A 22,388-nucleotide genomic window follows, 5' to 3' on the forward strand; every position below is an offset into this window, starting at 1 on the left:
TCAAGGGAGGAAGGCCATGTTCTGGTCCACAATCCGCACGCACCACATCCGCTCCCATCCCGCATCGCCCGCATATACGGACGGCGACAGCCCGCTCCCCTACCCTGACGGCTGGTTCTGCATGGGCCCCTCCTCCTCCGTCAGGACGGGCGGGGTCATCACCCGGAAGCTGACCGGGCAGGACGTGGTTCTGTACCGCACCCGCAGCGGCCTCCTGCACGCAATCCGCCCCTACTGCCCGCATTTGGGCGCCCACCTGGGGCGGGGAGGCACCGTGGAGGGCGAGGACCTCGTCTGCCCCTTCCACAAGTTCGCCTACGGTCCCGACGGCGCCTGCACGCGAACCACCTACGAGGGCAAGACACCGAAAATCTCCCTGACGGTACTGCCGGTGCGGGAGGCGACGGGCCTGATCTGGGTCTGGCACCACCGCGACGGCGCTCCTCCCACGTGGGAGATCCCCGACCTGCCGTACGACGGGTACACAGCCCCGGTCTGCTCGGTCACCGAGCTCGCCGGACATCCACAGGAGATCGGCGAGAACGTCTTCGACACCGGACACGTCGCCACCCTTCACGGCGGCATCGCCGCCGCGGCCAGCGCCCCCTTCCCGCCGACCGAGGAAGGCCCGTCCTGCCGGACCGTTCTGCGCCTGACGATCCGTGTCCCCGTCGTGGGGACCGTGCGGACAGAGGATTACAAGATCGTCCTGCACGGGTTGGGCGACATCATGGCTGAGGCCCGGATGCCGTTGGGTATCACCTTCCGGTTCTGGGGCAACCCCACTCCCGTTGCCCCATGGCGGATCCACTTGTGGCTTGCGGTCAGCGTCCGCGTCCCCTGGCCCTGGTTTGTGCCCCGGCCGCTGCGGGGTCCTGCTGCTCGGCTGATCGCACGGCTCGCCCTGTCGTTCCACGCGTCGCAGTTCACCTATCCCGAGCAGCGAGGCGATGTCCCGATCTGGAGTACGAAGAGGTACTTGCCCCGCCCCCGGCTCGCCGAGGGTGACGGGCCGGTGATGCACTACCGCAGGTGGGCCGCGCAGTTTTACCCCCAAGCCCCCGGGCAGAATGTGCGAGAGAGCGCCGGCGAACAGGTGCCCCTGGACTCGGGCAAGGCAGCCTCATGACCGGGCGGGATGACCGGGCCGGTCTACCCGTTCACCGCAGCAGCCTGCCGAGACGTCCCGGCACTCTCTGCAGGGCAGGTGCGGTCCGGGTGCGGCTCGGCAGCGCCCCGACCGGCACGGGAACTGCGCGACCAGCCAGACAGCGCCAGCAGGCTGAGTGCCGAGCCTTCCCGCGGATCGCTCAGCACGACCGTCAGCAGCTCATGGACATGATGCAGTTCCCCGCGGAGGCGTCCTGAGCCCGCAGAAGCAGCCCGCCCCCAGAGGCGCGCTTCGGTAGATAGTCGCCTACTGAGGACTCGCCAACAATGCTTCTGGGCGTCCTCAATGCAGACCTGAACACGCCGCCAGTGCATGACACTGGTTTTCCAGAATCTGACACCCATAGAGGGAAATGCCAAACCGGAGAGGCCCTTGGCATAATCTGGCGAGCCGTCAGATTACGCGTCCTCCGGAAATCAATCAGAGGTCAGACGACTCTACGCGAACGGCATAGTGGAGGGGTAGAGATAGCATGACGGAAAACAACATCGCCACCGGATATCCCAACACCTGGTACGGCGTCGAACTCAGCAATAAACTCAGCCGGGGCCAGGTACTGAATACTGTTGTCGCTGGCCGAAAAATCCTTCTGTACCGCACGGCCGACGGAAAAGCCCGGGCTGTCGACCCCGTCTGTCCTCACCTCGGCGCAAACATCGGCGTCGGCGGTTTTGTCGACGGCGCCGATATCGTCTGCCCCTTCCATCACTTCGCCTACGCTCCCGACGGTAGTTGCGTCCGGACCGGAGTCGGAACCCGTCCCCCCAAGGCCAGACTCACCACTTATCCGACCAGTGAAAGCGGCGGCCTCATCTATGTATGGATTCACTCCAACGACGAGGATCCCGCGTGGACCGTCCCCGCATGTGACGTCAGCGGCTACTCCGCCGGCCACGCTTGGACGAAGAACCTCCAAGGGCACAGCCTCGACGCCATCGAGAACGCCCATGACTACACCCATTTTCAGTTCGTCCACCACACGCCTCCACCCGAGACCTTCGACCCTCCCAAGATCGAAGGCCACATGGTTACGACGCACTTCCAAGTGGCCGGTTTCTGGTTCAATACTGAGAAAGCAAAGGTCGACCTCACCATAACTTTCTACGGACCGAACGTATTCGTCGCCCATCTGGAAGTCCCCGGAATCAACTTCCATGCCATCGAGGTCGCCGCCTATACCCCCCGCCAAGAGCGCGACGCAACATTCATGAAAATGGCATACGCCAAAATTGTAGTACCGAAAGGAGTTCCCGCAGCAATTTCCCGTAGCATGAACAAGGCCCTCGCCATCCTCACCGGCCGAAGCTCGGGTCGGCAAGTCATGAACGACGCGCCCATCTGGGGGAGCCGGACCTTCCTTCTTCATCAGCACACCACCGATGGGGAACAGCACATTCCACTCACCCGTCGATGGGCTCATCAATTCTATACGAATCTCTCGTAAGTGTTTTGTCGTACACCGCGGCGGGTTCCCATTTCACCGCGTTCTGCGGCGGCGATCCCGTCGTGCCAAGCCACTCCCGCTACCGCTTCAGCTGGGCACCGTACGGCGTGCTGGCCGCGCTCGGCTTACGGCCCGTTTCGTGGAGGGAGGCCGCGAGCGCACCGCGCAGCATCCATGGGAGGCCACTCGGCAGCTGGCCCTGGCCGCAGAGGAGTTCGAGATCTATCCCAACCGCGACAGCATGCCATTCGTCCCCCAGTACGGGATTCCCGGAGGCTGGCATCTGGATACCTTCATCCGCGGCACACTGCGCAACGCGGGCTGGCGCGCGGCCTGGGCTGAGGTCTCCTCGACCGTGCGCGCCCGGGACGATGCGCGGATCCGGCGCTCGCCAAAGAGCTGGCGGACAGGCATCCGACGGGGGCGGCCGACCGGGACCGGATGGTGCTCTCCGTCGCTCTGGAGTCGCGCGGGCCGGACGGCGGCACCCAGTGACCGGGGGGAGCAACTGCTTGACGTGACGAGGGAGGAGCGGGAAAGCGCGATGGCGAAGTGTGTGTCCCTGCCGTTGGCCTTCGGGCTGACCCGGGTGCTGGAGGGTGCGCTGTCGCCGTCTGCACCGCGCGGCTGAATCGGCGGTGGAGGCGAACCGATGGCTTAGCTTCCTCGACGGGCAGGGACTTCGCACCCGGGACTGCTGCATGATCGGGTGACAGCGGGGTCTATGCAGCCAAGGCTGCGGCTGGGGTCATGATGGTCTCGTACTCGACGGGGGTCAATCGGGCCAGCGTCTCTGACGCCGGCGTCGATGGTAGGTGCGCTCGATCCAGGTGACGATCGCGATCCGCAGCTCCTGGCGGGTGGCCCAGGCACGGCGGTCGAGGACGTTCTTCTGCAGCAGTGCGAAGAAGCTCTTCATGGCCGCCTTGTCGCCGGCCGCACCGACCCGGCCCATGGAGCCGACCAGGTCGTGACGTGCGAGAACGGACACGACCTTCGCCGAGGCAGTCACGCCACGGCTCACACCCCCACTGCGGCCGCCCTCTGGGACGAGATCAACGCCCACACCGTCTCTCTCATGAATCGGGCTCAGCGCGAGGGGCTGCTCGCCCCGGACGCCGACCTGGAGTGGACGCGGCAGGTGTACTACGCCCTCCTGAGCGAAGCCATCAACAGGCCGGGCGCGGAGCAGGACCCTGCCGCACAGGACCCGGACGCACTGGCCACGCTCGTCATCGACACCCTCCTGCACGGCTCGGGGGCCACGCGGCTGAGCCGCAACGGATCGACCGAACGCGGAATCCATCCGTCGGCTACCGACGCCGCCGAAGCGCGTCGGCCGGCCGAGCCCGTGTGCACTGGAGTTCAGGTGGCGCGGCCGACTCATGCAGGGCCCGCTTGCCCTCGTCCGTCAGGACCTCGCCGACGGCGCGCTCGTCGGCTTGGTGCGGCGCGGAGCACCCGCCATCGCCTGTCACGGGCTGTGGCTACTACGAGGGGAGCCCGTATGCCGTCTCAGGGGCGGGGAGGCGTGTCCAGGAACCGGTGGAGGGAAGCCGTCATGCTCTCCACAAAGGAGTCACGGGTCCGTTCGGGGACCAGGTCCAGGGACAAGTAGGGGTTGAGGTCCTCCAGTTCGACGAGAAGCAGTTCGCCGTCCTGGGTGCGGCAGGCATCCACGCGCTGGATGCCGTGGTCGAGGGTGTTCCAGTCGATGAAGCGCCGGGCGAAGCCGAGGTCCGCGTCGGTGGGCTCGTAGGGTTCGAGGACCCAGCGCCGCTCGGGGTCGGGGGCGTGGAGGGCGTACTGGAAGGCGTCGTCGACGTAGTAGAAGGACGCCTCGTAGCGGAGGTCGACGCGCGGCTGGACGAGGATGTCGCCATAGGCGAGGTCGTCCAGTTGCTTCCGGGGCAGGAAGGTCAGGCCGATGGAGTCCGCGCCGGCCTTCGGCTTGACCGCGTACTGGCCGGCCTCGGGCAGCAGGTGCAGGTCCTCTGGCCGGTCGATGGTGGGGATGACCGGGTATCCGGCGGCGGTCAGGTCCAGCAGGTACTGCTTACCGGCCATGTCACCCCGGCCCGACAGCGGGTTGTAGATCCGGGTGCCGCGGGCTGTGGCCTGTTCCCGGAACGCGTCGTACTCCTTCTGGTAGTGCAGTACAGGTCCGCTGTTCCGGACCACGACCCCGTCGAAGGCGTCCATGAGTGAGGCGGCATCCAGCGGGTGGCACAGGGCGATGTCGAAGGCGTCCCGCAGCCGGGAGGTCAGGAAGATGTCCTCGTCGCAGTAGCGCCGCCCGCGGGCTTCGTAGGCGAGGTCGGTCACGAACAGAACTTTGCGGCGGTCGGGCATCACGGATCTCCTCGGGGCGTGCAGCGAATCTGTCGGAATGCGGGTGTGCGACCGGTTCGGCGTCGCGTGCGGCGCGATCCGTAGGACTCGGAGCAGACTCAGTTCTCGGGGCCGAACATGTAGGCGTTGGCGACGTCGATGAGGGCCGCGCCCTTGTAGGCGGGGTAGCGCGCGGTGATGGCCTTCTTGTAGGCGTCGCCGTCGTCGCCGAGCAGCTCGCGGCCGGCGTTGACGTAGTCGGTGAGCTCGGCCCAGATGGCCGGGGTGGTGGGCTCGCCGTGGCCGGGGAGGACGGTGTCGTACTCGGTCTCGGCGGCGAAGCGGTCGATGTTGGCCTGCCAGCCGTCGAAGTCCTTGTCCAGGAACCACAGGTGGGTTCGGTTGTAGACGACGTCCTGGGCGACCAGTACGCCCTGTTCGGGCAGCTTGATCACGAGGGTGGTGTGGATCTCGCCGCCGGTGACCTTCTCGAACACGAACGGGATGCCGTCGATGACCTCGGTGCCCGGAGTGATCTCCACGGTCGGAGTCATGTCGGCGAGCGGAATCGGGGTGCCGGTGGGCAGGTCGGTCTTGGGACCCACGGCGACGATCTCCGCGATGGTCTCCTTCAGCGCGTGCACGGGGACCCCAAAGCGGGCCGCGCCCTGGTAGTGGTCCGGATGCGCATGGCTGACGACGAGGCGGTCGAGCGGCTTGCCCAGGCTCTTGGCGTAGGCGACGACCTCGTCGGCGTAGGCCAGCACGAACTGCGCGTCGACGGCGATGATCCGCGACGGCGTCTCGATCAGCTGGGTGTTGACGTCCAGGCCGTCCTCGGCCGCGCCGTAGCTGTGGATGCGGACCGGGCCCTTGTCGATGACCGTGAGGGTGCCGTGCATGGCTGTGCTCCTGTCGAAGTGCGGATGAGCGGTGAAGGGACGCGGAAAGGGGCGGATCGTTGATGGCCGTTTCGCGACCGATCATCGGCCGCAACGGACACGGCCGGCCTTCCTGCCCAGGGCGCTGACCACCGCTGGGAACAACTCAATCCTGGGACGGATCCGGAGGTCCTGCGAGGTACGCTGCGGTCTCGTGATGGTCCACAGGCGACAAGTACGGCAGACGCCCGATCGGCGGGAGAGGGGACTGCCGAAGGTGGTTTTCCAGCCTCCGGCCGGAACCCCGGCGGGCCTGGAGGTCATGACCCTGGCCGACTTCCGCGACCGCACCCGTGACTGGCCCTGGCACATCGCCACCCCGCACCGGCAGGACTTCCACGCCCTGATCCAGGTCACCGCCGGCACCCTGCGCCACCGCGTCGACTTCACCGGGTACGTACTACCGCCCGGCTCCTGGCTGTGGATCCGGCCCGGTCAGGTGCACCAGTGGCAGAACCCCGACCAGGCCGAGGCCATCTTCATCCTCTTCCAGGAGGACTTCGTCGCCCCCGAGACCGCAGAACTGGCCGGACTCGGCACCAGCACCGCCCCGATGCCCCTGTACAGCCCCGATCATTCGGAGGCCCCCGTACTGGCAGCCGCGGCCGAGCAACTGGCCGCGGAGTTCTCCCAGGCAGACCGCCATCCGCTGCCGGTGCACACCGCCCTTCTGCACCGCCTGCTCGACGTCGTACTCCTGCGCCTCGCCCACCTGCAGCAGCACGGCCAGGCCGCGGAATCCGCCCCGGAGCCCTTCCTGCGCTTTCGTGACGCTGTCGAGCGAGGCTTCTCCCGCACCCACCGCATCGACGACTACGCCCGCGAACTCGGCTACTCCACCCGCACCCTCACCCGCGCCACCCAGACCGCGGCCGGCCTCAGCGCCAAGGACTACCTCGACCAACGCCTCGCCCTGGAGGCCAAGCGGCTCCTCGCCCACGGCACCGAACCCGCCTCCGCCATCGCAGCCCACCTCGGCTTCACCAGCGCCACCCACTTCAGCAAGTTCTTCCAACGCCACACCGGCCGCACCCCCCTGGCCTTCCGTGCCTCCCAACGCGCCTTGCCACCTGCCTAGCCGCCCACCCCACCATGTGCTGTGCCGGAGGTGCCCGGCCGGCTCCGCCCCAGGACGTGATTCCCTTGCTCGGGACTCCCCCCTGTGCGCGGACTCGACGGCCTCCGGCATCGGGGGCCGTTCCCTGCAGGCCGGTGCTCGGACTACTCCGTCCTGCCGGTCTCCGAACCGAGGCGACGCCTGCCCGATCTTCCCCGGCAAGAAGTACTTCGACTGGGCCCTCGAAGACCCAGCCAGCAAGGGGCGTCGAGTCCGTCCGCCCGTTCCGCGACGAGATCAAGACCCGCATCGAGGCCCTAATCGCCGAGATGGACGCGAAGCAGGAGCCATGACGTCCGTGACGGACACCGGCATACGCGAGGTCGTCGTCATCGGATCTGGTCCCGCTGGATACACCGCTGCCCTCTACACGGCCCGCGCCGAGCTCAAGCTGCTCGTCTTCGGCGGCGCGATCTTCGTCGGTGGCTCGCTGACACGACCACCGAAGTCGAGAACTCCCGGCTACCTCGGCGCCCGCCTCCAACCGTTCCTACCCGAAACCGCGCTCCGGATCCTGCTGGGCACCCTCGCCGGCAGCGTCGGCGCACCATGCCTCTGGGGGACCGCATCACAGCGTGAGCGACGGCGGCCCCGCGGCTGGTTGCCTCACGCAGCAGAGGCTCCCGACAACCCGCCCTGCCTCTGCTGAACGACTGCTCCGCACCGTCCCGGAGACTGGACTGGCCTAGCGCGTCCGTGGCAGCGCTCTCTACGGTGGTGGCCACGGATCTCCTTGGAGTCCGTCGCGACCGGGGCAGGGAGGTCAAACCAGGCCCCGGGCGCCAGCCGCCACAAGGCAGGAAGTGATCCAGCCGTCCGGCGGGCGATCGACGCTTCGCGACAATTCCGCCGGCTGAAGACGTGACTCAGAGCCTGCTCCTGAGCATGACATGCCGAGGCCACTGACACTCTCGTCCGGCTTCGGCTGGCCAGCTGCGGTGGACGTCTCGAGGACGTCTACCCGATCTTCACGAGCCTTGTGGCTCCGTGGCAACACAGAGACGAACGAGCACGCCCTGCACCAGCGCGTTGACATATGTGCGGGGCGGGAGGTCGTGCATGTCGATGCGGCTCGGAGGGGCGTCAATCTGCCGGCGCAAGACGTCCTTGGCGCCGTTGCGGAAGTCGGTAGTTATCAAGCAACGTTCGCCCTCAATGGTGCTGATCTGGTCCACCATCAGGAACAGGGCAGCAAGCTCCGCCGCTACCTCGTCTGGCGAGACAGCACGGCGCCGACGGACGCCTCCGCCAAGTCGTCGCCAGGGGGAGCGACGCCTGGCGCAGCACTGAAGGGCCTGTCTCGCCGATGCAGCCGGCCCGCAAGCAAGACAGTGCGTAAACTTTTGTTTCCATGCACCGATTTGGGAACTACAGTTGTCTCATGATGGCCTTTGAGATCACCCCGGAAGAGCAGACAGAGCTCGACAAGGCGCTGTACGACGCCTTGAATCCGCTGGCCTCGGCGATTCGCTCCCGACAGACCGGGCGGCCCGCAGACCGTACGTGGGAAGCGGATCCCATCGAAGTGACACTGTCCGTCCTGGCCGCCTGGAAGGTGATGGATGCTCAGGTCAGGCGGCTGACCGCGCGCGCGGCAGCAACCGCTGGCTCCTACGGCGCCAGTTACGAGCAGATGGGGGCTGTCTGGGGCATCACCCGACAGGGCGCCCGTAAGAAATGGCCCGACGCCGTCAGCCGCTCAGCGCCCGCGACAGCAAGAAGGAACACGCTTGCGCTTTTCGGGGGGACTGCCGAACTGGTGCAGGTGCCTTCCGGTGACTGGAGTTGGACAGGCGTGGGCGCCGATGGAGCATCCGCTGCGGTCACCGATGGGACACGCCACCCGACCGCGGAAGAAGCAGCAGCCCATGCGGGCGCTTTCCTCAAAGAACACACCCTCGACGCCCCCGACGGTTCCTAACCTCAGGCAACGTTCGCCCTGTCCACGACCTCGCGGAGGCGTTCGTCGGCGTCGTGCTTGTTCCGCCTCATCTTTGTTGGTGACTTCGACGAGACGGACCTGGCCACGGCAAGGCGTGCTTATCCAGGCTGTCGCCCGGTGTTCAATGCCGACGGCGGCTTGGAGGTCCACCCAGCCGCACCCGGGCAGCCTGCGCCGCTCATGGGTGGTCCGGGCCTCTGCCGGCTGCAGCAGATCAATCCCGACGTCGAGACCGCTTCCATCGACCCAGGTGACTTCACCACCCGCGTAAAGCAGCGGCACAGCGCCGACAAGAGATTCGCCGAGAGCTCGGTCGCCGGCACCCCCAAGGTGGCCACCAACGTCGCGCTGCTCCTGGCCCTGCGCGACCTCGGCGTCCGCGTGCCCCCGCTCCTGATCATCGATTCGCCGCTGACCGGCCTCGGAGCCCAGGGCCTGGACCACGCCAGCGGGATGCGACTGATCGACACACTCATCGACATCGCCGACGACGCCTCCCCCGACGGCTACGCCTGCCAGGTCATCGCCGCCACCCCCTACCCGGGCGTACGGGAAATCCGCATCGACACCGACAACCGGTTCTTCGACCACGCACCACGCCGCACCGTTTGATGCCCGTGCTGCGAAAAACAGCAGGGCGGAGAGCACGCTGTGGCCGCTCGTTCTGGCACAGATCGTGGGGAGCTGTCGCGGAGGGTATCGGTGTTGTTCGATTACAGGGAAGGGAGACGAAGCCGGGTCCGTCAGCGTTCACGTAGCCTGGTCCACCACCAGCCGTCCATTGCCCATTCGATGGAGTTGGGTTCCGGCAGGGTGCGGTGTTCGAATTCCTCATCGATGCGTGTGATCAGTCGACCCAAATCCCGTTTGGCTCCGGGAGGAAGGTGCAGCATCGCCCGCTCCAGATCGTCACGAGCGTCTTCCACCTCTATCCCAGGCGAACAGGCCTCGGAGGCGTTCAGGTAGCGGCCATGTTGCTTGAAGGCCCACTCGAAGCGAGAGAGCGCATTCGCGATCGCGTTGGGCCACATCTCCTGGTCTTCGACCCGGCGGATCGCTGCACGAGTCCGCGCGGAGACACCGCGGACCCTCAGAACCGGATACTGCCATCGTGGCCGCCACCGCTCTGCACGGACGGCCTTGGGGCGCCTACGCGGCATCGCCCTTTCGGATCAACATGAGGCCATACTGCCACGGTTGGGCGCCTTCTTGGAGGGCGTCTCGGAGCGTTACTGGAGCAGGATCATCTTGCGGAGTGGTTCGAATCCGACTCGGCCGTAGAGCTGTCGCTTGATCTTCTTGATGCGGTTGACGGCGTCCTCGATGCTGCCCGGCTTCAGTACAGGGTGAGGGCTGCGGTTACGGCCCGTGCACGCGCTGAGCAGCAAACCGTCGGCCGACCTGGCGAGCGGTGCTTGCCCGGAGCAATCGTGGTCGACCTACCCCTGGCCCGTGAATTCCCGCAGGTATAGCCGTCATCCCTTCACCAGCTTCGATCACGGTCGTCACCGTGCACTTCCAGTCACCGGGAAAGAAGCCGGACCGAAGAGTCCAGTTCACATACACATGCCACCCGAGCCGAAGGCCGACGTCAGGACCAGGTGGTTGTTGGTCCAGACTCGCTCCCTCTAACGAGCTCGTGCACGGTAGGCGGTGAGGCGTCGAGGACTGCGGCGGGACTCAGTGTTCACATCTGCCGTGCGGAGGTCAGGTCCGCAGTTTGCTGGTGGGACAGTAGGCCGGCAATGGCTTGGACCGTGTCACTGATGTGTTCGCGGCGGCCGAGGTGGCGGGCCAGTGCCCGCCAGTTCTTCAGGTGGGCGATGCCGTGCTCGACGCGAATGCGGCGTGAGGAGTGCGCCTTGCGCTGGCGTTCGTGCATCTCCTCGTACCAGTCCGGGGCGTTCTTCTTGAACTTGCGGTGCGGTGGCGTCACCACGCGCCCGCCGGTCTGGGCGCCCAGGCCCTGGTAGCCGGCATCTGCGAGGATCTCCAGTGCGGGCCCGCCGTCCAGGAGCTTGACCAGTCCTAATTGGCGGGCGTGGCTGATGTCTGCGCAGCTGCCGTGCTGAGCCGGACTGCAGTAGAGGACGCGTCCGTCGCCGTCCGTGACGACCATGGTCTTGACCGCGTTCTGCTTGCTCTTGCCGGAGATGAACTTGTCCCGGTCCTTGCGCCCTGCGGCCGGGCGCCTGACGCGGATCTCGGTGCCGTCGATGATGCCGGTCTGCCCGCTGGTTCCGAGGTGGTCGACGACCTCGGCCAATGTCCGCAGCCGTACATCCGGGCTGATGGTGCACCCTCGCTCGGCGAGTAGTGGCCGCACCTCGCCGATGGCACGGGTGATGGTGGAGCGGTCCACACCGAACCAGCAGGCCAGCACGTCATGAGTGACGGCATGGCGCAGATGCACGAGCGTGGCCAGGAGCCGGTCGACGAACACCAGCCGGTGCTTCGCACCCGCGCCCACAGCCCGCTTCCGCGGCCTGGAGGCGAGCTTGGCGTGGTGTCGCTCGTGCCACAACGGTCCCACCTCAGCGACGAGTTCAGCGATCACGTCAGCCGACAGGCCCGTGATCCTCCGGTCACTGACGATCGCTGCACGAGACGCGTTCCCCACCACACAACCATGATCGACGATCAGGATCCCGACGCGTCACCGCCTACCGTGCACCAGCTCGTTAGCACATCGAGTGCTTCGTTGTCTTTTGCTTCGGTCAGCGTCGAAAAGCATGGCTGGTCCCAGTGGCTTGGTGCCACGATGGCCGGGTCCACCAACGGGGGTGGCAGTACCGGAAGGACACACGATGAAGCGCATGCTTGCCTCGCTCGGCGCCGCAGCGGTGCTGGCGGCCAGCGCGGTCGCCCTGACGCCGACGAGCGCGTCGGCGGCGAGCGGCTGCTGGGGGAACGCGGGCCAGAAGACCGGACCCGGCGGCCAGACGTACAGCACCCGCTACTGCCACAACTACCAGGGGAACACCGTCGGACAGGGCAACCGGCTCACCGGCTACCTGTACGCCGGTGACAACTGGTTCGTCTGCCAGACACAGGCGGGCGAAAACGTGCCGGTCGGCAACGCCCGTAACAACTGGTGGCTCTTCACCCAAGGCGATGAGGCCTACGACGACGGAGGCTGGGGCTGGTTCCCGGCCAACAAGGTCTCGGGCGGCAACAACTACGAGCCCATCCCGGGTCTCAACATCTGCTGACGCCCAGCTGACGGCGGGGTTCCGACTTCCTCGGAGGGGAGCCGGAACGCCCGCCTCCGTGCTTTGCCACGCCGTTGTATCCCGGAGGCCGCGCCCGAGACATGGGCGGGAGCTAGAAGGGTGTTGCACAAGGCCTTGCTTGGGCAGGTCAGAGCCGTGATCGCGGTCTTCTGGTCATGATGCGAGGGCGAGGTTGTGCATGTGTGCGCCGGCCTGGATCGCGTGGTGGAGGCCGTCGCCGCGCTGCCGGCAGTCGCGCAGGATCTTGTGGTTCTTCATCCGGCCGATCACATGCTCCACCCGTGCACGCCCCTCGTGCCGGGCACGGCCGCTCATCCGGCGTGCTCAGCGTGGTTCACTGCGCTGGGGCGTTCACCAGTGCCTCGGGCAGGTAGGCGGAGTGGACGTGGAGCTGCCAGCCGTGTGCGGTGTGGGCGAGGGCGGCCAGCGTGACGGCTGCCACCGGCAGCAGGCTCTTGGCGGCCGGCTCGGCGCCGACGCTCTCGCGGTGCGCGACGAGCCGGTCGTGGAGGGCTCGCTCGAAGGCGGCTTGATCGTCGTCGAGCAGGACGCGCAGGAGTCGCTGGTCGGGCGTGAGCGTGCCGGCCGCGTCGAGCTGCTGTGCCGTACGCGTGCGGTGGGCTGCGTCCGGCTTGGCCAGCGGCGCCGGGGACGGGTGGGCGTCCTCGGGGACGTCGAGGTAGCCGCACAGGGCGTCCATCTCGGCGAGGTCGGCGGGTGCGGAGACCGATTCGCGCTCCGAGTAGGGAACGCCCTCCCGGATGGCGGGTGCGTAGTCCCGGAGCAGCATGGGGCCGATGAACCGGTCTTTGTGTCCTATCAGTCCGCTGATGACGGACCACTGGAACGCGTCGGTCCACGTCCGCGCCGTGGTCGGCGGGTGGGCGGGCTCGTACGTCTCCTCGTAGTGCAGGTCCTGGTTGCTGAGGGTCCTCGTCGCCAGTGGGAGGGGGATCTCGAAGTCGCCGTCGGGGAAGCAAGCCAGGCTCAGCACGCCCAACGCGCATTCGGCGGCCGTGAGCAGGGCGGTGCGCGAGTCGGGCGTGTGCAGGGCGGGGTCGGACACGGTGCGTGCGCCGAGGTGGTCGGCCAGCTCCTCGCCGAGTTCCCTGAGCCCGCGCCGCAGCGGGATCGGGTTCCAGACCATGTCGTGCCACCGGTTGAAGGTCCGGCCGGCCATGTCGTCGAGGGCCTGCTCGATGCGCTGTTCCGTCACGTTGTGACGCGTCACTTCGTTGATCGTCATGCGAGCCATCCTGGCAGTGACCACCGACAGTCCAGTTCCCATCGATCCGCACCCTCTGGTTCGTACACCTGTGCTTGGGGCTGTCGTCGACGGACTCCAGCCAGAGCCGCGCTGTACAACCGCCTTCTGGCTCCGGCTCAGCGAGTACGTCAGGCGGAATGCCCATCCGAAATCAGAGCCTGGATCTCGTCTTCGGTGAAGCCGCGGTGGAAGGGATCGGCGTCCGGCTTCCTGCTTACGCCGGGCTGGTCGACGTACACGAGCGCGCAGAAGGGCCGCCTGTACATCCATGCGGCAGGCCGCGCCCACCGCGAGACGCTCGAGTTGGCAGCCACCTTCGGCCTGAGGCTCCCGGAGGACGCCGTCTCGTCGGCGATCAACGGTCACGTCACCCTGGTCGACGTGGTCACTGGCTCCTTCCCCTGCGCGTCGGCCAGCACCCAGTGGTGGTGGCCCCGCATTGTCCACCGGGGGAATACGACCAGCCGCTGCCGCGCCGGGGGCGGCTGAGCCAGTGGAGCTACGAAGTGCCCGCCGAAGAGCACGCCGGCCGTCCGGGTGACGTCGGTGCAGATCCGTAACCTCGCCGCTCTGCCCCCGTTCTCCCTACACACTGCGACTCGAAGTAGCGCTCGATACTCGGCGGCAGCGACGACCCCGGCCCGGCACCCGACGACGTCGGGGCGTTGAGTCGTCCGCCCGCACGATGGGCTGAGCTTGCCCGCATGGACAAGACGCGCCCGATGAATTGGACCGGCTGGAGTCCGTCGACGACAGCCCCAAGCCGTTCTCCTGGCGGCTCATAAGGCCGGCGAGCTAGGCAGCCGGGGTGCCGTGCAGAACTCGCGAGCACCGCGCAGTGTGGTACGCAGGTTCCGCTGGGTCGCCCGGCTGTCGAGGCGTACGTCGAGGGCGCCGGGCAGAGTGCTGTGGGCCCGTAGGCCCTCCGGCAGCCGGGAGGCGTCCAGGCCGTCGCGCCTGGCGATCAGGGTGCCGAGCTCGTGCCGGCTCAGAGCGTCGGCCCCGGCGAGGTGGTGAATCCCGGAAGTGTCGCACGTCGCCAGCTCCAGCAGGGCGGCGGCCAGGTCGGTGACGTGGACCGGGCAGCGGATGTCGTCTTTGAACAGGACGCCGTCGCGGGTGCCGACGGCGAGGTCGTGCACGGCGCGCTCATGTACCGAACGCCCGTGGCCGATGATCAATGAGGTGCGGGCGACCACTGCTTTTGGGTACACGACGCGAACTCCGGTCTCCGCCGCGGCTTTCGCTGCTCCGTACGGCGTGACCGGGTCAGGGAGACAGGTCTCGTCGTAGTGGGCGCGGGCGCCGGAGAACACCGCATCGCTGGATACCTGGACCAGACGGCTTCCGTACTTCGCCGCGGCCATCGCGACCCGCACAGGGCTCTCCGCCGTCACCGCCCAGTCGCCTTTGACGCTCGATGCGTTGACGACGAAGTGGGGGCATAACTCGGCCATGACGGCGTCCAGGCGTGCGGCGTCCCGCAGATCAAGGGGGCGCCAGGCGACCTCGGAGGGGTCGTCGGGCTTGGTCGCGTGGTACGTCGCGGCTGTGGCGTGCCCGGCGGCTCTCGCCTGCCGGACCAGCTCGGCCCCCAGGAAGCCGCTGCCACCGATGATCAGAGCTTTCATGTGCGCCACGGTAGACGGGTCTGCATACGTACCGGCGGAGTCGGGTTCCGAGCCTCCGGGCCGGGGGACGGTCCCGGCCGCGGCGCACCACGGTTCGACGACAAAGGCGGTCACCCCCGAGTTCGGGTGACCGCCCTGTCAGCGTGTCCGGTCTGGTGCCGGCCGCCGTGGCCTAGTTGTTGGGCCCGGCGGGCGGCGGGCCGCTCCCCGGGGCCTGGCCACCCGTCTCGCCCGGTGCCGCTTCTGCTGGCTGCCAGATGTAGCGGATGTCTGGCTCTGCGCAACATGGCCACCATGACCGGCCTGTACCCACTCGCCGTACTCTCCGACTGCGTCGTCTACCCCTCCCCCGGCGACAACCCCCTCACCTTCCTCCCCTACGCCACCTCCGGCAAGCCCCAACCCGGCGCCTTCCGCCTCGGCCCCACACCCGGCCTGGCCAAACTCGAAGGCGCCCAGACCATGCTCTGGGCCGTCGACCTCATGGAACAAGGCCACAACCCCGCCCGCCACATCAAAACCGGCGACGCCCTCCACCACGAAGGAGAGTAGGCAAGTGCCTGACACCGGCCCGCCGCACAGGACCTGGTCCGCCGGCCGACACGCGCGACCAGGACCCGACCGTCGAGAAGGGCTGAGCTGTGGCAGAGATCGAGGACGCCATCGAGCGAGCCGACCGGGAGAGATTCACCCGCCAGCCCCCCAAGACCCTCAAATGGCCAGATCGGCTACCTTGATCCGGCAGTTGGGCAGCGCGAAGGCCGTCGCCGAAGAGATCGGCGTCACCGCCGACTCCGTCAACCGCTACCGGCGCGGCGCCCGCAAGCACGCCCGCCACACGGCTGACGAAGGGGCTGGCCAACCGCAAGGTCCGCAATGCCAGAGCTCTGGCCGAGACGGCCGCCGAGGCCGCCGAGCGCCAGCACACCCGCAGTCCCCGGGGAGAAGACCGTCGCCAAGCTGGTCCACACCCTGACGGAGGAGGTGATGGCCCTCAACGAGCAGATCCGCGAGATGGACAAGCTCATCGAGGGCCGGTTTCGCGAGCACGAGCTCGCCGACATCGTCCTGAGCGTCCCGGGCGTCGGCACCGTTCTCGGTGCCGAGTTCATCGCCGCTGTCGGCGGCAGCCTGGACGACTTCGATTCCCCAGATGCCTTGGCGGCCTTCGCCGGCGTCACTCCCGCTCCCCGCGACTCCGGCAAGGTCAGCGGCAACCTCCACCGGCCGGTCGTCTACCACCGAAGACTTCAACGCGTCTTCTACACCTCGGCGCTGGTCAGCGTCCGCTATGACCCGAACTCGCGGAATTTGCGCCGAAGGGAAGAAGCACGCCCAAGCCGTGCTCGCCCTCGCCCGCCGAAGCGTCAACGTCATTTGGGCTCCGATCCGTGACCGGCGATGCTACGAAGTGACACGCCGGTGACCACGGCAGCGCAGCGCTCGCGTTCTACGTGCACGTCAAGGGCGGCATGACCGAATGGCGCGGCCACTACGCCTCGTTCCTGGGGCATCTCGGCGGCGGGCGCGATCCGGGGAGACCAGAACTCGGGAGCGTCATGCATTCGGACACGCTCTCCTCGTCGAGGGCCAAGAGCCAGCCACCTCGGGACGGGAAGAGGGCCGAGCTCAGTCGCTCCGCTGCCGCTGCTCTGCCGCCGCCTTAATTCCGTCCAGCGTGGCGTGCATGGCTTCGCGCAGCTCACCGAGACGGAGGGCCACGAGATACTCTTCCTTGTCAGGCATCCGGTCGATGGCAGCGCTCAGCCCTGAGCGTCCGGGGCCGAGTCGCACAGTTTGCCGAAGCAAGGTGCCTCCTGCCTCAGGCGTGAGCGTGAAGCGCCATGTTGCCATTGGCTCCGCAAGGCTCAGCGTTGCCTTCCCGAAGCGGCCGTCCGCATCGAGGACGCGCCACGCGAAAGCCCGCTCTGGGTCGAGTTCGGTGATCTGGGAAACCGTGCGCCAGGCACCGATCACGGGATGCTGGTTGTGGCCTGCGAAGCGAGCCCCCAGCGCGGGAGCCGTCGCGTCATCGAGCCATTCCGTGCGGTGCAGTTCACGACTCCAACGGGCTGGGACTTGAATGTCGATCGCGATCTCCCATACGGCCGATGTAGCCGCAGCAACGAAGGTCTCACATTGAGCGCCAGGCATATCCGTGTATCGCATCTCGTCTCCGTGATCCTGGGGTGCTCGCCACACCATTGCGGACATGGCAGGAAGTCCGGTGAAGTCGGGCAACTGTCGTTCAGCGCGCCGGCTTTCAGTCGAGTGCTGGCGCCGGCGCCCGGGGTGCTTCGGCAAGTCAGAGGGCTCTCCTGCCCTGCTCAATCGGTGGCCAGCTCGGTCACCAACCGAGTGACGATGGGTACGGCGACGTTGTGTCGACGAGCAGCCCGCAGCAGTGCCCCGCCGATGGCATCCAGTTCCAGCTGACGCCCCGCCTCCGCGTCGCGTTGCATCGAGGACTTCGCTCCGGCCGGGAAGGCGTCGTACAGCGCCAGAGCCTTCGCGGGGTCGGCGGGGGCGCCGCAGGCCCGACTGACAGCGGCGGCCTCCTCGACGAGCGCTACCAGTTCCTGCCGACGCTCGGTCCTGACGCCGCCCATGGTGAGTTCGTATCGCGTCGTGAGCAGTGCGAAGGGCGCGAGGAAGGCCAGTTTGGCCCAGAGCAGGGCGGTCTCGTCCTCGGCCACCCGAGCCTTTACCCCGGCGGCTTGCAACATGGCAGCCAGGTCCTCCAGCCGTTGTGCCGGTCCGGTCAGATCGATCTCGGTGAAGGGGCTGCCGTGTTCGATGATGCCCGGTGAGACGCGGGTCGACTCGACCCGGATGACCCCGGGCGCAACCCGGTTGACACCGTAACGTCGGCGCAGAGCTTCGGGATGCTCAAGGCCATTGAGCAGGGGCACCACGAGGCCGTTTTCAAGCATGGCGGGCGGGACCCGCTCCAACGCTGCACCCAGGGCAATGTGCTTGACGGTCACCAGACACAGGTCGACCGGTTCGTGCAGCATGGTGTCCGCCTCCACCTTGGCGGTGAAGTCGCCGAATTGCCGGCTGCGCACGCGCAGGCCGTTCTGGCGGAGTGCCTGCGCGGTTGTCTCGCCGGACAGGCAGACGACCCGGTGGCCGGCGCGAGACAGCAGCGCGGCGAGCAGGCCGCCGACGCCTCCGGGGCCCAGGACCGTCACGGTGGATCGGCGCGCGGTGTCGACGGCGGTGGAGGATGGGGTGGTGAGCACTGTGTGGCAGTCCTTCCAGGCGGGCGGACTCAGCAGCAATCGGAGGCGGGTGAAGAGGACGAGGAGGTCAGGCCCCCAGCGCTCGCGGAACGCGGGGTCGACTCGGGCGATGTCGAGTTCGTTGGCGGCGGACAGCTCGGTGAAGTCCTGCCGCAGCCCGAGGTCCGGGGCGAGGGTTCGGCCGGTGAACCGATCGCGGAACGCGGGGTCGGAATCGCCCAACGTCGGGTAGGAGGCGATCCGGTCGCAACTGGCGTAGAAGTACACCAGTGCTTCGGCTTCGGCGCCGATCACCGTGGCCAGCTCTCCGCGGCGGTCGAGGGGGAGCAGTGCGGTGGCGAATCCGTCGGTGCTGTAGAAGGCGTGGCACAGGCCCGCGAGTTGCAGGGCGGGGCGGGCGCCCCAGGCGGCGAGCTGCTGCTGGACCCGTTGCAGATGGGCGAGGAGGGTGCCGCCGGGGTGCTCGATGTTCGCGGCGCCGAGCCGGCGCAGCAGGTCGGTGGCCCGAGCTGTGGCGGCGGGCGGGGTGGACATGGCGGTGGTTCCTTTCGGCGCGTGGCGGGTCGGCGCCCGCCGTGCCTTCGCCTCACGTCCGGATCGTTGCGAAGTCAGGGCGGGTTACCGCCCGTGGCCCTGCACTGATGATCAAGCACCGCTTAAATCCAAGTCAATCCTCGTATTTGCTTGTCTATACCCAAGCGATACCTTGGGTGGCTGTGACTCTTGATGATCTTCGCGTCTTTGCCGCCGTGTGCCAGGCCGGCTCACTGAGTGCCGCTGCCCGCGACCTGATGTGCACACAGTCGGCGGTCAGCCAGCATGTGAAAAGGCTCGAGCGGGAACTGGGACTCAGTCTGCTCGAGCGGCAACCGCGTGGGGTCATACCGACTCAGGCTGGGCACGTCCTGCACTCCGCGGTCATCAATGGGCTCGGCAGCATCGACCACGCCTTGCGTCGCCTCGACGAACTCGCACGAGGAGACAACGGTGCGGTGCGGATCACCACAGGAGCCACCACCGTCCGGCACTTCATGTCGGCGGCGATCGTCGACTTCCGTCAGCGCTTCCCCCAGGCCAGCCTGGAGTTCCAGACTGAGACCTCCAGTCGCAGCTGCTTCGACGCACTCGCCACCGACGGACTCGACCTCGCCTGGATCACCCTCGGGCCCCCGGTCCGCGGTATCGAGCAGCGCCCGGTTGTCGAACTTCCCTGGGTGCTTGCTGTGACCGCCGACGATCCGCTGGCCGACAAACCCTTCATCGAACCCGCAGACCTGCAAGACGCGCGGCTCATCGGGCTCCCCGAGAACTCCACCTCCCGCTCGCAGCTCGACTCCTGGCTCGGGGAATCCGGTGTACGCCCCGTCTTCGACACCAGCGTCGCCGACTGGGACACCGCGGTCCTCCTGGCCGAACTGGGGCTGGGCCATGCCATCGTTCCCACGCTCCCCCGGTGGCGCGGCCCCGGCCACTCCGACCTGCGCCTTGTCCCCATCCCCGCCCTCCCTGCCCTTACTGCAGGGTGGGCCGTGCGCCGCTGGGACGCCCTATCACCCCTGGCCCGCACCTTCGCCGACAGTGTCGCCCACCACTGCGCGACGCAGCCTCCCGGGAGCAGGACCCGGTGACGTGACCCTCTGGCTTTATCGAGCAGTAGTGACGTCACTTGTCGATGGGTTTGGGAGGCGCCCGGTCCCACTGGCTTTGTCCACGAGTACGGGTTCTGGTCCAACTTCTGTGGAGCCCTCACACTCTGTAACCTGCCGGGACTGGATGGCCCCTTCGTCGCTCGCTGACAGACTTGTTTGGGATCATGCCCGCATGGACTTCGACCTCGCCCCACCAAACGGCGTTGGCTCGTTGCGGATCGGTATGACTCGACACGCGGCCAACACCGCGTTGGACTCGCTCCGCGTTCCTTCTGCGATCTCGGAGTCCGACCGGTCGGGACAGCACGTGTTCCGTCCCAGCGGGCTGATGATCAGCAGCCACTGCGCGCGCGACATGCTCGAAGCCATCGAGCTGGGAAGACCGTCGTCCCAGAGGGACCGAGTGTCGTTCCAGGGTGTGGACGTGTTCGCGCTTCCGGCCCGCGAGGTCGTCCGGCGCGTCGGTGAGCTCACCCCGATCGAGGAAGATCCTGACGACGACGCTTCCTTCATCGCCCCGGACTTGCTGCTGAGCTTCTGGCGTCCGTTCGCAGCCGACGATGAGCCGGAAGAAGAACAGGGCTACTACTTCAGCTCGGTCCTGCTGGCACGGCCTGGCTACTACGACACCCCCGCTCAGGCTGCGGAGCGACTCCAGCAGAGCTCGTGACGGTCCCGTCAGGATGCCAACAGGACTCGTTTCCGCAAGAGGCTGAAGCCGGCACGGCCGTACATCTGGCGCTTGATCATTTTGATCCGGTTGACGTGGCCTTCGACGATGCCGGAGCTCCACGGCAGCGTTAGGCCGGCGGTGACAGCTGCGAGATCTCGTTCGAGGCCGTTGACGAAGGCGTGGAGGCTGGGCAGGTGGTCAGCGCGAACCGCCTTGATCCATTGAGGGAGCTGGTCACCCTGGAGCTGGGTCAGCATCTTCCCGAACGCGCGGACGTGCCCAGTGAGGGCATCGAGTTCGGGGCAGCCGGCAAGGACGGATTTGAGCTTCAGGCGCTCGCTCTCCGGCAGGGTGTCGGGGTGAGTCAGGATCCAGCCGGTGACCGTGCGTAGGGACAGCGGACGGGTTGCAGGTGCGGTCGGGGATGTGCGGAACGGCTGGAGGTAGGCGCGGACGGCGCCGTAGCCGCCGGTGTAGCCGTGCGTCTTGATCTCTTCCCAGAGAGTCCAGGCGTTCGTGCAACCCTCAGACCACCGCTCGTGCAGGTAGGGCTTGAAGTCGTCGAGCTTCGTCCTGCGGTTCTGCCACTGCCCCTGGAACATGTCTTCCGGCCTGGCGGCGTCGGCCAGCCGTTGGACGGTGCGGTAGGTCATGCCGAGCTGTCGCTGGATCGAGCGTCGGCTGTGGCCGGCGGCCAGCAGCGCGTGGACGGTGGCGTGCTTGGCGCGGGTGCGGTCGGCGAATCGGTGCCCGGTGGGCCATGGCGACCCGCTCTCGGCCTGTTCCGGAGCCGGAGTCTTCTCCGGCGCCAACTCTGCGAAGGTCGCACGGAGGCACAGGCGGTGGCGGGAGACACACCGTTCGGCTGCTTCGCCGAGGTTGCGCCAGAGATGGAACCGGTCGGCGACCTGGACCGCGGTGGGCGCCCCGATGCTGGCGCCCTCGGCGAAGAACGGGGCGCGGTCGCGGCAGACGACCTCGATCCCCGGGCGCTCGGCCATCCAGGCCGCGACAGTGTTTGCCTCGCGGTCCGGCAGGAGGTCCACCGGTCTGCGGGTCTCGACGTCGACCAGCACGGTCCCGTAAATACGGCCCTTGCGCATCGCGTATTCGTCGACGCCGACCACACGCGGGGCCTGTGGCTGGGGTTCCGGGAGAGCGTCGACCAACCGCAGGACCGTGTTTCGGCTGACCCTCGCCCCGAAGACGTCGGCCAGCCGGGCACCGGCGCGACCGGCCAGGGCGAGGCCAACCTCGGCCAGCGCCGACCGCATTCGTTCGGTCCGCTGGCTGTACCGACGGGTCAGGCCCGCAACCTGCTCGACGAACGTCCGCCGCCCGCAGGAGACGTCCTGGCACGTGAAGCGCCGGACACGAAGCTGCAGCACCACCCGCCGTCCCGACATGGGGAGGTCAGCGGGAAACCGCAGGTAGGAGCCGTGCACCCGCCCCGACCAGCTTCCGCAGCCTGGGCACCGAGCCCCGGTCGTCCGGCATCTGACACCGATTCGGATCACCTCGCCATCGTCCTGCATCGACTCCACCTTGATCCCCGGATCCGCCAGGAAGAGCAGCTCTTCCAGCCGGAGCAGCACCTCGCGCACAGCCCAGAACCATCAGCCCGAACGCGGTCGGCACCGGCGGTTTCCAGACGATCTCGCGTGACTGAACGCGATGGGTGGCCCCTGAGCATTCCGATTGGCCCGACCGCATTTCGCCCTGAGAAGGGTGCCTTCCGGGTTCT

22 protein-coding genes and 8 pseudogenes are annotated in these 22,388 nt (G+C 67.5%); 15 read left to right on the forward strand and 15 right to left on the reverse strand.

Annotated elements, in window-relative coordinates:
* Nucleotides 1–16: 16 nt before the first annotated feature.
* The 3 genes from BG482_RS00350 (at nucleotide 17) to BG482_RS45900 (ending at nucleotide 3,246) form a co-directional block, all read left to right on the forward strand.
* Nucleotides 17–1,129 carry an aromatic ring-hydroxylating dioxygenase subunit alpha gene (locus tag BG482_RS00350; protein WP_069766759.1) on the forward strand — a complete coding sequence of 371 codons (1,113 nt, stop codon included), beginning with the start codon at nucleotides 17–19 and terminating at the stop codon, nucleotides 1,127–1,129.
* A 514-nt stretch (nucleotides 1,130–1,643) separates the two neighbouring features.
* On the forward strand, nucleotides 1,644–2,615 hold the full coding sequence (locus tag BG482_RS40030; RefSeq protein ID WP_079141457.1) for a Rieske 2Fe-2S domain-containing protein: 972 nt from the start codon (nucleotides 1,644–1,646) through the stop codon (nucleotides 2,613–2,615).
* Nucleotides 2,551–3,246: a saccharopine dehydrogenase C-terminal domain-containing protein gene (locus BG482_RS45900; protein ID WP_079141458.1), complete on the forward strand. Its 696-nt coding sequence runs from the start codon at nucleotides 2,551–2,553 to the stop codon at nucleotides 3,244–3,246. The genes BG482_RS40030 and BG482_RS45900 overlap by 65 nt, the downstream gene beginning before the upstream one ends.
* A 91-nt stretch (nucleotides 3,247–3,337) precedes the next feature.
* Here BG482_RS45900 and BG482_RS00355 read toward each other — a convergent pair.
* The 3 genes and pseudogenes from BG482_RS00355 to BG482_RS00365 form a co-directional block, all read right to left on the reverse strand.
* Nucleotides 3,338–3,600, reverse strand: a pseudogene (locus BG482_RS00355) (IS3 family transposase); the annotation flags it as partial.
* A gap of 530 nt (nucleotides 3,601–4,130) precedes the next feature.
* Entirely contained in the window at nucleotides 4,131–4,967 is an 837-nt protein-coding gene (locus BG482_RS00360) for a hypothetical protein (RefSeq protein ID WP_069766761.1), read from the reverse strand.
* Nucleotides 4,968–5,065: 98 nt separating this feature from the next.
* Nucleotides 5,066–5,848, reverse strand: coding sequence for an MBL fold metallo-hydrolase (locus BG482_RS00365; protein WP_069766762.1), 783 nt, complete (start codon nucleotides 5,846–5,848; stop codon nucleotides 5,066–5,068).
* 256 nt (nucleotides 5,849–6,104) lie between these two features.
* Here BG482_RS00365 and BG482_RS00370 point away from each other — a divergent pair, with 256 nt between their 5' ends.
* The 3 genes and pseudogenes from BG482_RS00370 to BG482_RS45905 all read left to right on the forward strand — a co-directional run.
* Nucleotides 6,105–6,965 (forward strand): AraC family transcriptional regulator, encoded by an 861-nt coding sequence (locus BG482_RS00370; protein WP_256096132.1) that lies wholly within the window; start codon nucleotides 6,105–6,107, stop codon nucleotides 6,963–6,965.
* A 172-nt stretch (nucleotides 6,966–7,137) separates the two neighbouring features.
* A pseudogene (locus BG482_RS44680) lies at nucleotides 7,138–7,297 on the forward strand (phosphotyrosine protein phosphatase); the annotation flags it as partial.
* Nucleotides 7,294–7,440, forward strand: a pseudogene (locus tag BG482_RS45905) (FAD-dependent oxidoreductase); the annotation flags it as partial. The pseudogenes BG482_RS44680 and BG482_RS45905, both read left to right, overlap by 4 nt.
* A 532-nt stretch (nucleotides 7,441–7,972) precedes the next feature.
* Here the strand turns inward: BG482_RS45905 and BG482_RS00380 are convergent.
* Nucleotides 7,973–8,182 carry a hypothetical protein gene (locus BG482_RS00380; protein WP_069766764.1) on the reverse strand — a complete coding sequence of 70 codons (210 nt, stop codon included), beginning with the start codon at nucleotides 8,180–8,182 and terminating at the stop codon, nucleotides 7,973–7,975.
* Between the two features lie 203 nt (nucleotides 8,183–8,385).
* On the opposite strand from BG482_RS00380, the gene BG482_RS00385 reads away from it, so the two are divergent.
* Together BG482_RS00385 and BG482_RS00390 are read left to right on the forward strand one after the other, a co-directional pair.
* Nucleotides 8,386–8,925, forward strand: coding sequence for a hypothetical protein (locus tag BG482_RS00385; RefSeq protein WP_069766765.1), 540 nt, complete (start codon nucleotides 8,386–8,388; stop codon nucleotides 8,923–8,925).
* A gap of 201 nt (nucleotides 8,926–9,126) precedes the next feature.
* Nucleotides 9,127–9,558, forward strand: coding sequence for a hypothetical protein (locus BG482_RS00390; protein ID WP_069766766.1), 432 nt, complete (start codon nucleotides 9,127–9,129; stop codon nucleotides 9,556–9,558).
* 131 nt (nucleotides 9,559–9,689) lie between these two features.
* On the opposite strand, the gene BG482_RS40050 is transcribed toward BG482_RS00390, so the two are convergent.
* The 4 genes from BG482_RS40050 to BG482_RS00395 form a co-directional block, all read right to left on the reverse strand.
* Nucleotides 9,690–9,977, reverse strand: coding sequence for a hypothetical protein (locus tag BG482_RS40050; protein WP_079141459.1), 288 nt, complete (start codon nucleotides 9,975–9,977; stop codon nucleotides 9,690–9,692).
* A gap of 198 nt (nucleotides 9,978–10,175) precedes the next feature.
* On the reverse strand, nucleotides 10,176–10,334 hold the full coding sequence (locus BG482_RS43635) for a hypothetical protein (RefSeq protein WP_176741268.1): 159 nt from the start codon (nucleotides 10,332–10,334) through the stop codon (nucleotides 10,176–10,178).
* Nucleotides 10,306–10,512 (reverse strand): hypothetical protein, encoded by a 207-nt coding sequence (locus tag BG482_RS44690; RefSeq protein ID WP_370745727.1) that lies wholly within the window; start codon nucleotides 10,510–10,512, stop codon nucleotides 10,306–10,308. The genes BG482_RS43635 and BG482_RS44690 overlap by 29 nt, the downstream gene beginning before the upstream one ends.
* Before the next feature lie 121 nt (nucleotides 10,513–10,633).
* Nucleotides 10,634–11,479 (reverse strand): transposase, encoded by an 846-nt coding sequence (locus tag BG482_RS00395; RefSeq protein ID WP_256096168.1) that lies wholly within the window; start codon nucleotides 11,477–11,479, stop codon nucleotides 10,634–10,636.
* A 274-nt stretch (nucleotides 11,480–11,753) separates the two neighbouring features.
* Here BG482_RS00395 and BG482_RS00400 point away from each other — a divergent pair, with 274 nt between their 5' ends.
* Nucleotides 11,754–12,158, forward strand: a complete 405-nt coding sequence (locus BG482_RS00400) for a hypothetical protein (RefSeq protein WP_069766768.1) — start codon at nucleotides 11,754–11,756, stop codon at nucleotides 12,156–12,158.
* A 174-nt stretch (nucleotides 12,159–12,332) separates the two neighbouring features.
* Here the strand turns inward: BG482_RS00400 and BG482_RS40060 are convergent.
* Together BG482_RS40060 and BG482_RS00405 are read right to left on the reverse strand one after the other, a co-directional pair.
* Nucleotides 12,333–12,470, reverse strand: a pseudogene (locus BG482_RS40060) (IS5/IS1182 family transposase); the annotation flags it as partial.
* Between the two features lie 43 nt (nucleotides 12,471–12,513).
* Complete coding sequence (locus BG482_RS00405; RefSeq protein ID WP_069766769.1) at nucleotides 12,514–13,425, reverse strand: immunity 49 family protein; 912 nt, start codon at nucleotides 13,423–13,425, stop codon at nucleotides 12,514–12,516.
* Nucleotides 13,426–13,620: 195 nt separating this feature from the next.
* Between BG482_RS00405 and BG482_RS00410 the strand changes: the two genes are divergently transcribed.
* Nucleotides 13,621–13,935: a hypothetical protein gene (locus BG482_RS00410; RefSeq protein WP_069766770.1), complete on the forward strand. Its 315-nt coding sequence runs from the start codon at nucleotides 13,621–13,623 to the stop codon at nucleotides 13,933–13,935.
* Nucleotides 13,936–14,225: 290 nt separating this feature from the next.
* Here the strand turns inward: BG482_RS00410 and BG482_RS00415 are convergent, their stop codons facing one another.
* Nucleotides 14,226–15,077 (reverse strand): sugar nucleotide-binding protein, encoded by an 852-nt coding sequence (locus BG482_RS00415; protein WP_069767032.1) that lies wholly within the window; start codon nucleotides 15,075–15,077, stop codon nucleotides 14,226–14,228.
* A gap of 276 nt (nucleotides 15,078–15,353) precedes the next feature.
* Between BG482_RS00415 and BG482_RS00420 the strand changes: the two are divergent.
* The 3 pseudogenes from BG482_RS00420 to BG482_RS00425 all read left to right on the forward strand — a co-directional run.
* Nucleotides 15,354–15,629: pseudogene (locus tag BG482_RS00420) on the forward strand (transcriptional regulator); the annotation flags it as partial.
* Nucleotides 15,630–15,718: 89 nt separating this feature from the next.
* Nucleotides 15,719–15,912: pseudogene (locus BG482_RS44695) on the forward strand (XRE family transcriptional regulator); the annotation flags it as partial.
* Nucleotides 15,911–16,553: pseudogene (locus BG482_RS00425) on the forward strand (transposase); the annotation flags it as partial. The pseudogenes BG482_RS44695 and BG482_RS00425, both read left to right, overlap by 2 nt.
* 153 nt (nucleotides 16,554–16,706) lie before the next feature.
* Here BG482_RS00425 and BG482_RS00430 read toward each other — a convergent pair.
* The 3 genes and pseudogenes from BG482_RS00430 to BG482_RS43640 form a co-directional block, all read right to left on the reverse strand.
* Nucleotides 16,707–17,246, reverse strand: a complete 540-nt coding sequence (locus BG482_RS00430; protein WP_069766772.1) for an SRPBCC family protein — start codon at nucleotides 17,244–17,246, stop codon at nucleotides 16,707–16,709.
* A gap of 158 nt (nucleotides 17,247–17,404) precedes the next feature.
* On the reverse strand, nucleotides 17,405–18,322 hold the full coding sequence (locus BG482_RS42130) for a ketopantoate reductase family protein (RefSeq protein ID WP_069767033.1): 918 nt from the start codon (nucleotides 18,320–18,322) through the stop codon (nucleotides 17,405–17,407).
* Nucleotides 18,314–18,856: pseudogene (locus BG482_RS43640) on the reverse strand (DUF6817 domain-containing protein); the annotation flags it as partial. The pseudogene BG482_RS43640 and the gene BG482_RS42130, both read right to left, overlap by 9 nt.
* A 182-nt stretch (nucleotides 18,857–19,038) precedes the next feature.
* Here BG482_RS43640 and BG482_RS00440 point away from each other — a divergent pair.
* Nucleotides 19,039–19,950, forward strand: coding sequence for a LysR family transcriptional regulator (locus tag BG482_RS00440; protein ID WP_069766773.1), 912 nt, complete (start codon nucleotides 19,039–19,041; stop codon nucleotides 19,948–19,950).
* Between the two features lie 193 nt (nucleotides 19,951–20,143).
* The gene (locus BG482_RS00445; protein WP_069766774.1) at nucleotides 20,144–20,641 is read left to right on the forward strand and encodes a hypothetical protein; all 498 of its coding nucleotides are present in this window, start codon (nucleotides 20,144–20,146) and stop codon (nucleotides 20,639–20,641) included.
* A gap of 8 nt (nucleotides 20,642–20,649) precedes the next feature.
* On the opposite strand, the gene BG482_RS00450 is transcribed toward BG482_RS00445, so the two are convergent.
* Entirely contained in the window at nucleotides 20,650–22,248 is a 1,599-nt protein-coding gene (locus BG482_RS00450; protein WP_069766775.1) for an ISL3 family transposase, read from the reverse strand.
* Nucleotides 22,249–22,388: the final 140 nt, after the last annotated feature.

The organism is Streptomyces sp. LUP30, assembly GCF_001746365.1.
Lineage (GTDB): Bacteria > Actinomycetota > Actinomycetes > Streptomycetales > Streptomycetaceae > Streptomyces.

Bases quoted from the DNA above. Each gene is read 5' to 3' on its own strand.
- BG482_RS00350 (WP_069766759.1), top strand. From the start codon at position 17: ATGTTCTGGTCCACAATCCGCACGCACCACATCCGCTCCCATCCCGCA.
- BG482_RS40030 (WP_079141457.1), top strand. From the start codon at position 1,644: ATGACGGAAAACAACATCGCCACCGGATATCCCAACACCTGGTACGGC.
- BG482_RS45900 (WP_079141458.1), top strand. From the start codon at position 2,551: ATGGGGAACAGCACATTCCACTCACCCGTCGATGGGCTCATCAATTCT.
- BG482_RS00360 (WP_069766761.1), bottom strand. From the start codon at position 4,967: ATGCCCGACCGCCGCAAAGTTCTGTTCGTGACCGACCTCGCCTACGAA.
- BG482_RS00365 (WP_069766762.1), bottom strand. From the start codon at position 5,848: ATGCACGGCACCCTCACGGTCATCGACAAGGGCCCGGTCCGCATCCAC.
- BG482_RS00380 (WP_069766764.1), bottom strand. From the start codon at position 8,182: ATGGTGGACCAGATCAGCACCATTGAGGGCGAACGTTGCTTGATAACT.
- BG482_RS00385 (WP_069766765.1), top strand. From the start codon at position 8,386: ATGATGGCCTTTGAGATCACCCCGGAAGAGCAGACAGAGCTCGACAAG.
- BG482_RS00390 (WP_069766766.1), top strand. From the start codon at position 9,127: ATGGGTGGTCCGGGCCTCTGCCGGCTGCAGCAGATCAATCCCGACGTC.
- BG482_RS40050 (WP_079141459.1), bottom strand. From the start codon at position 9,977: ATGTGGCCCAACGCGATCGCGAATGCGCTCTCTCGCTTCGAGTGGGCC.
- BG482_RS00400 (WP_069766768.1), top strand. From the start codon at position 11,754: ATGAAGCGCATGCTTGCCTCGCTCGGCGCCGCAGCGGTGCTGGCGGCC.
- BG482_RS00405 (WP_069766769.1), bottom strand. From the start codon at position 13,425: ATGACGATCAACGAAGTGACGCGTCACAACGTGACGGAACAGCGCATC.
- BG482_RS00415 (WP_069767032.1), bottom strand. From the start codon at position 15,077: ATGAAAGCTCTGATCATCGGTGGCAGCGGCTTCCTGGGGGCCGAGCTG.
- BG482_RS00430 (WP_069766772.1), bottom strand. From the start codon at position 17,246: ATGCGATACACGGATATGCCTGGCGCTCAATGTGAGACCTTCGTTGCT.
- BG482_RS00445 (WP_069766774.1), top strand. From the start codon at position 20,144: ATGGACTTCGACCTCGCCCCACCAAACGGCGTTGGCTCGTTGCGGATC.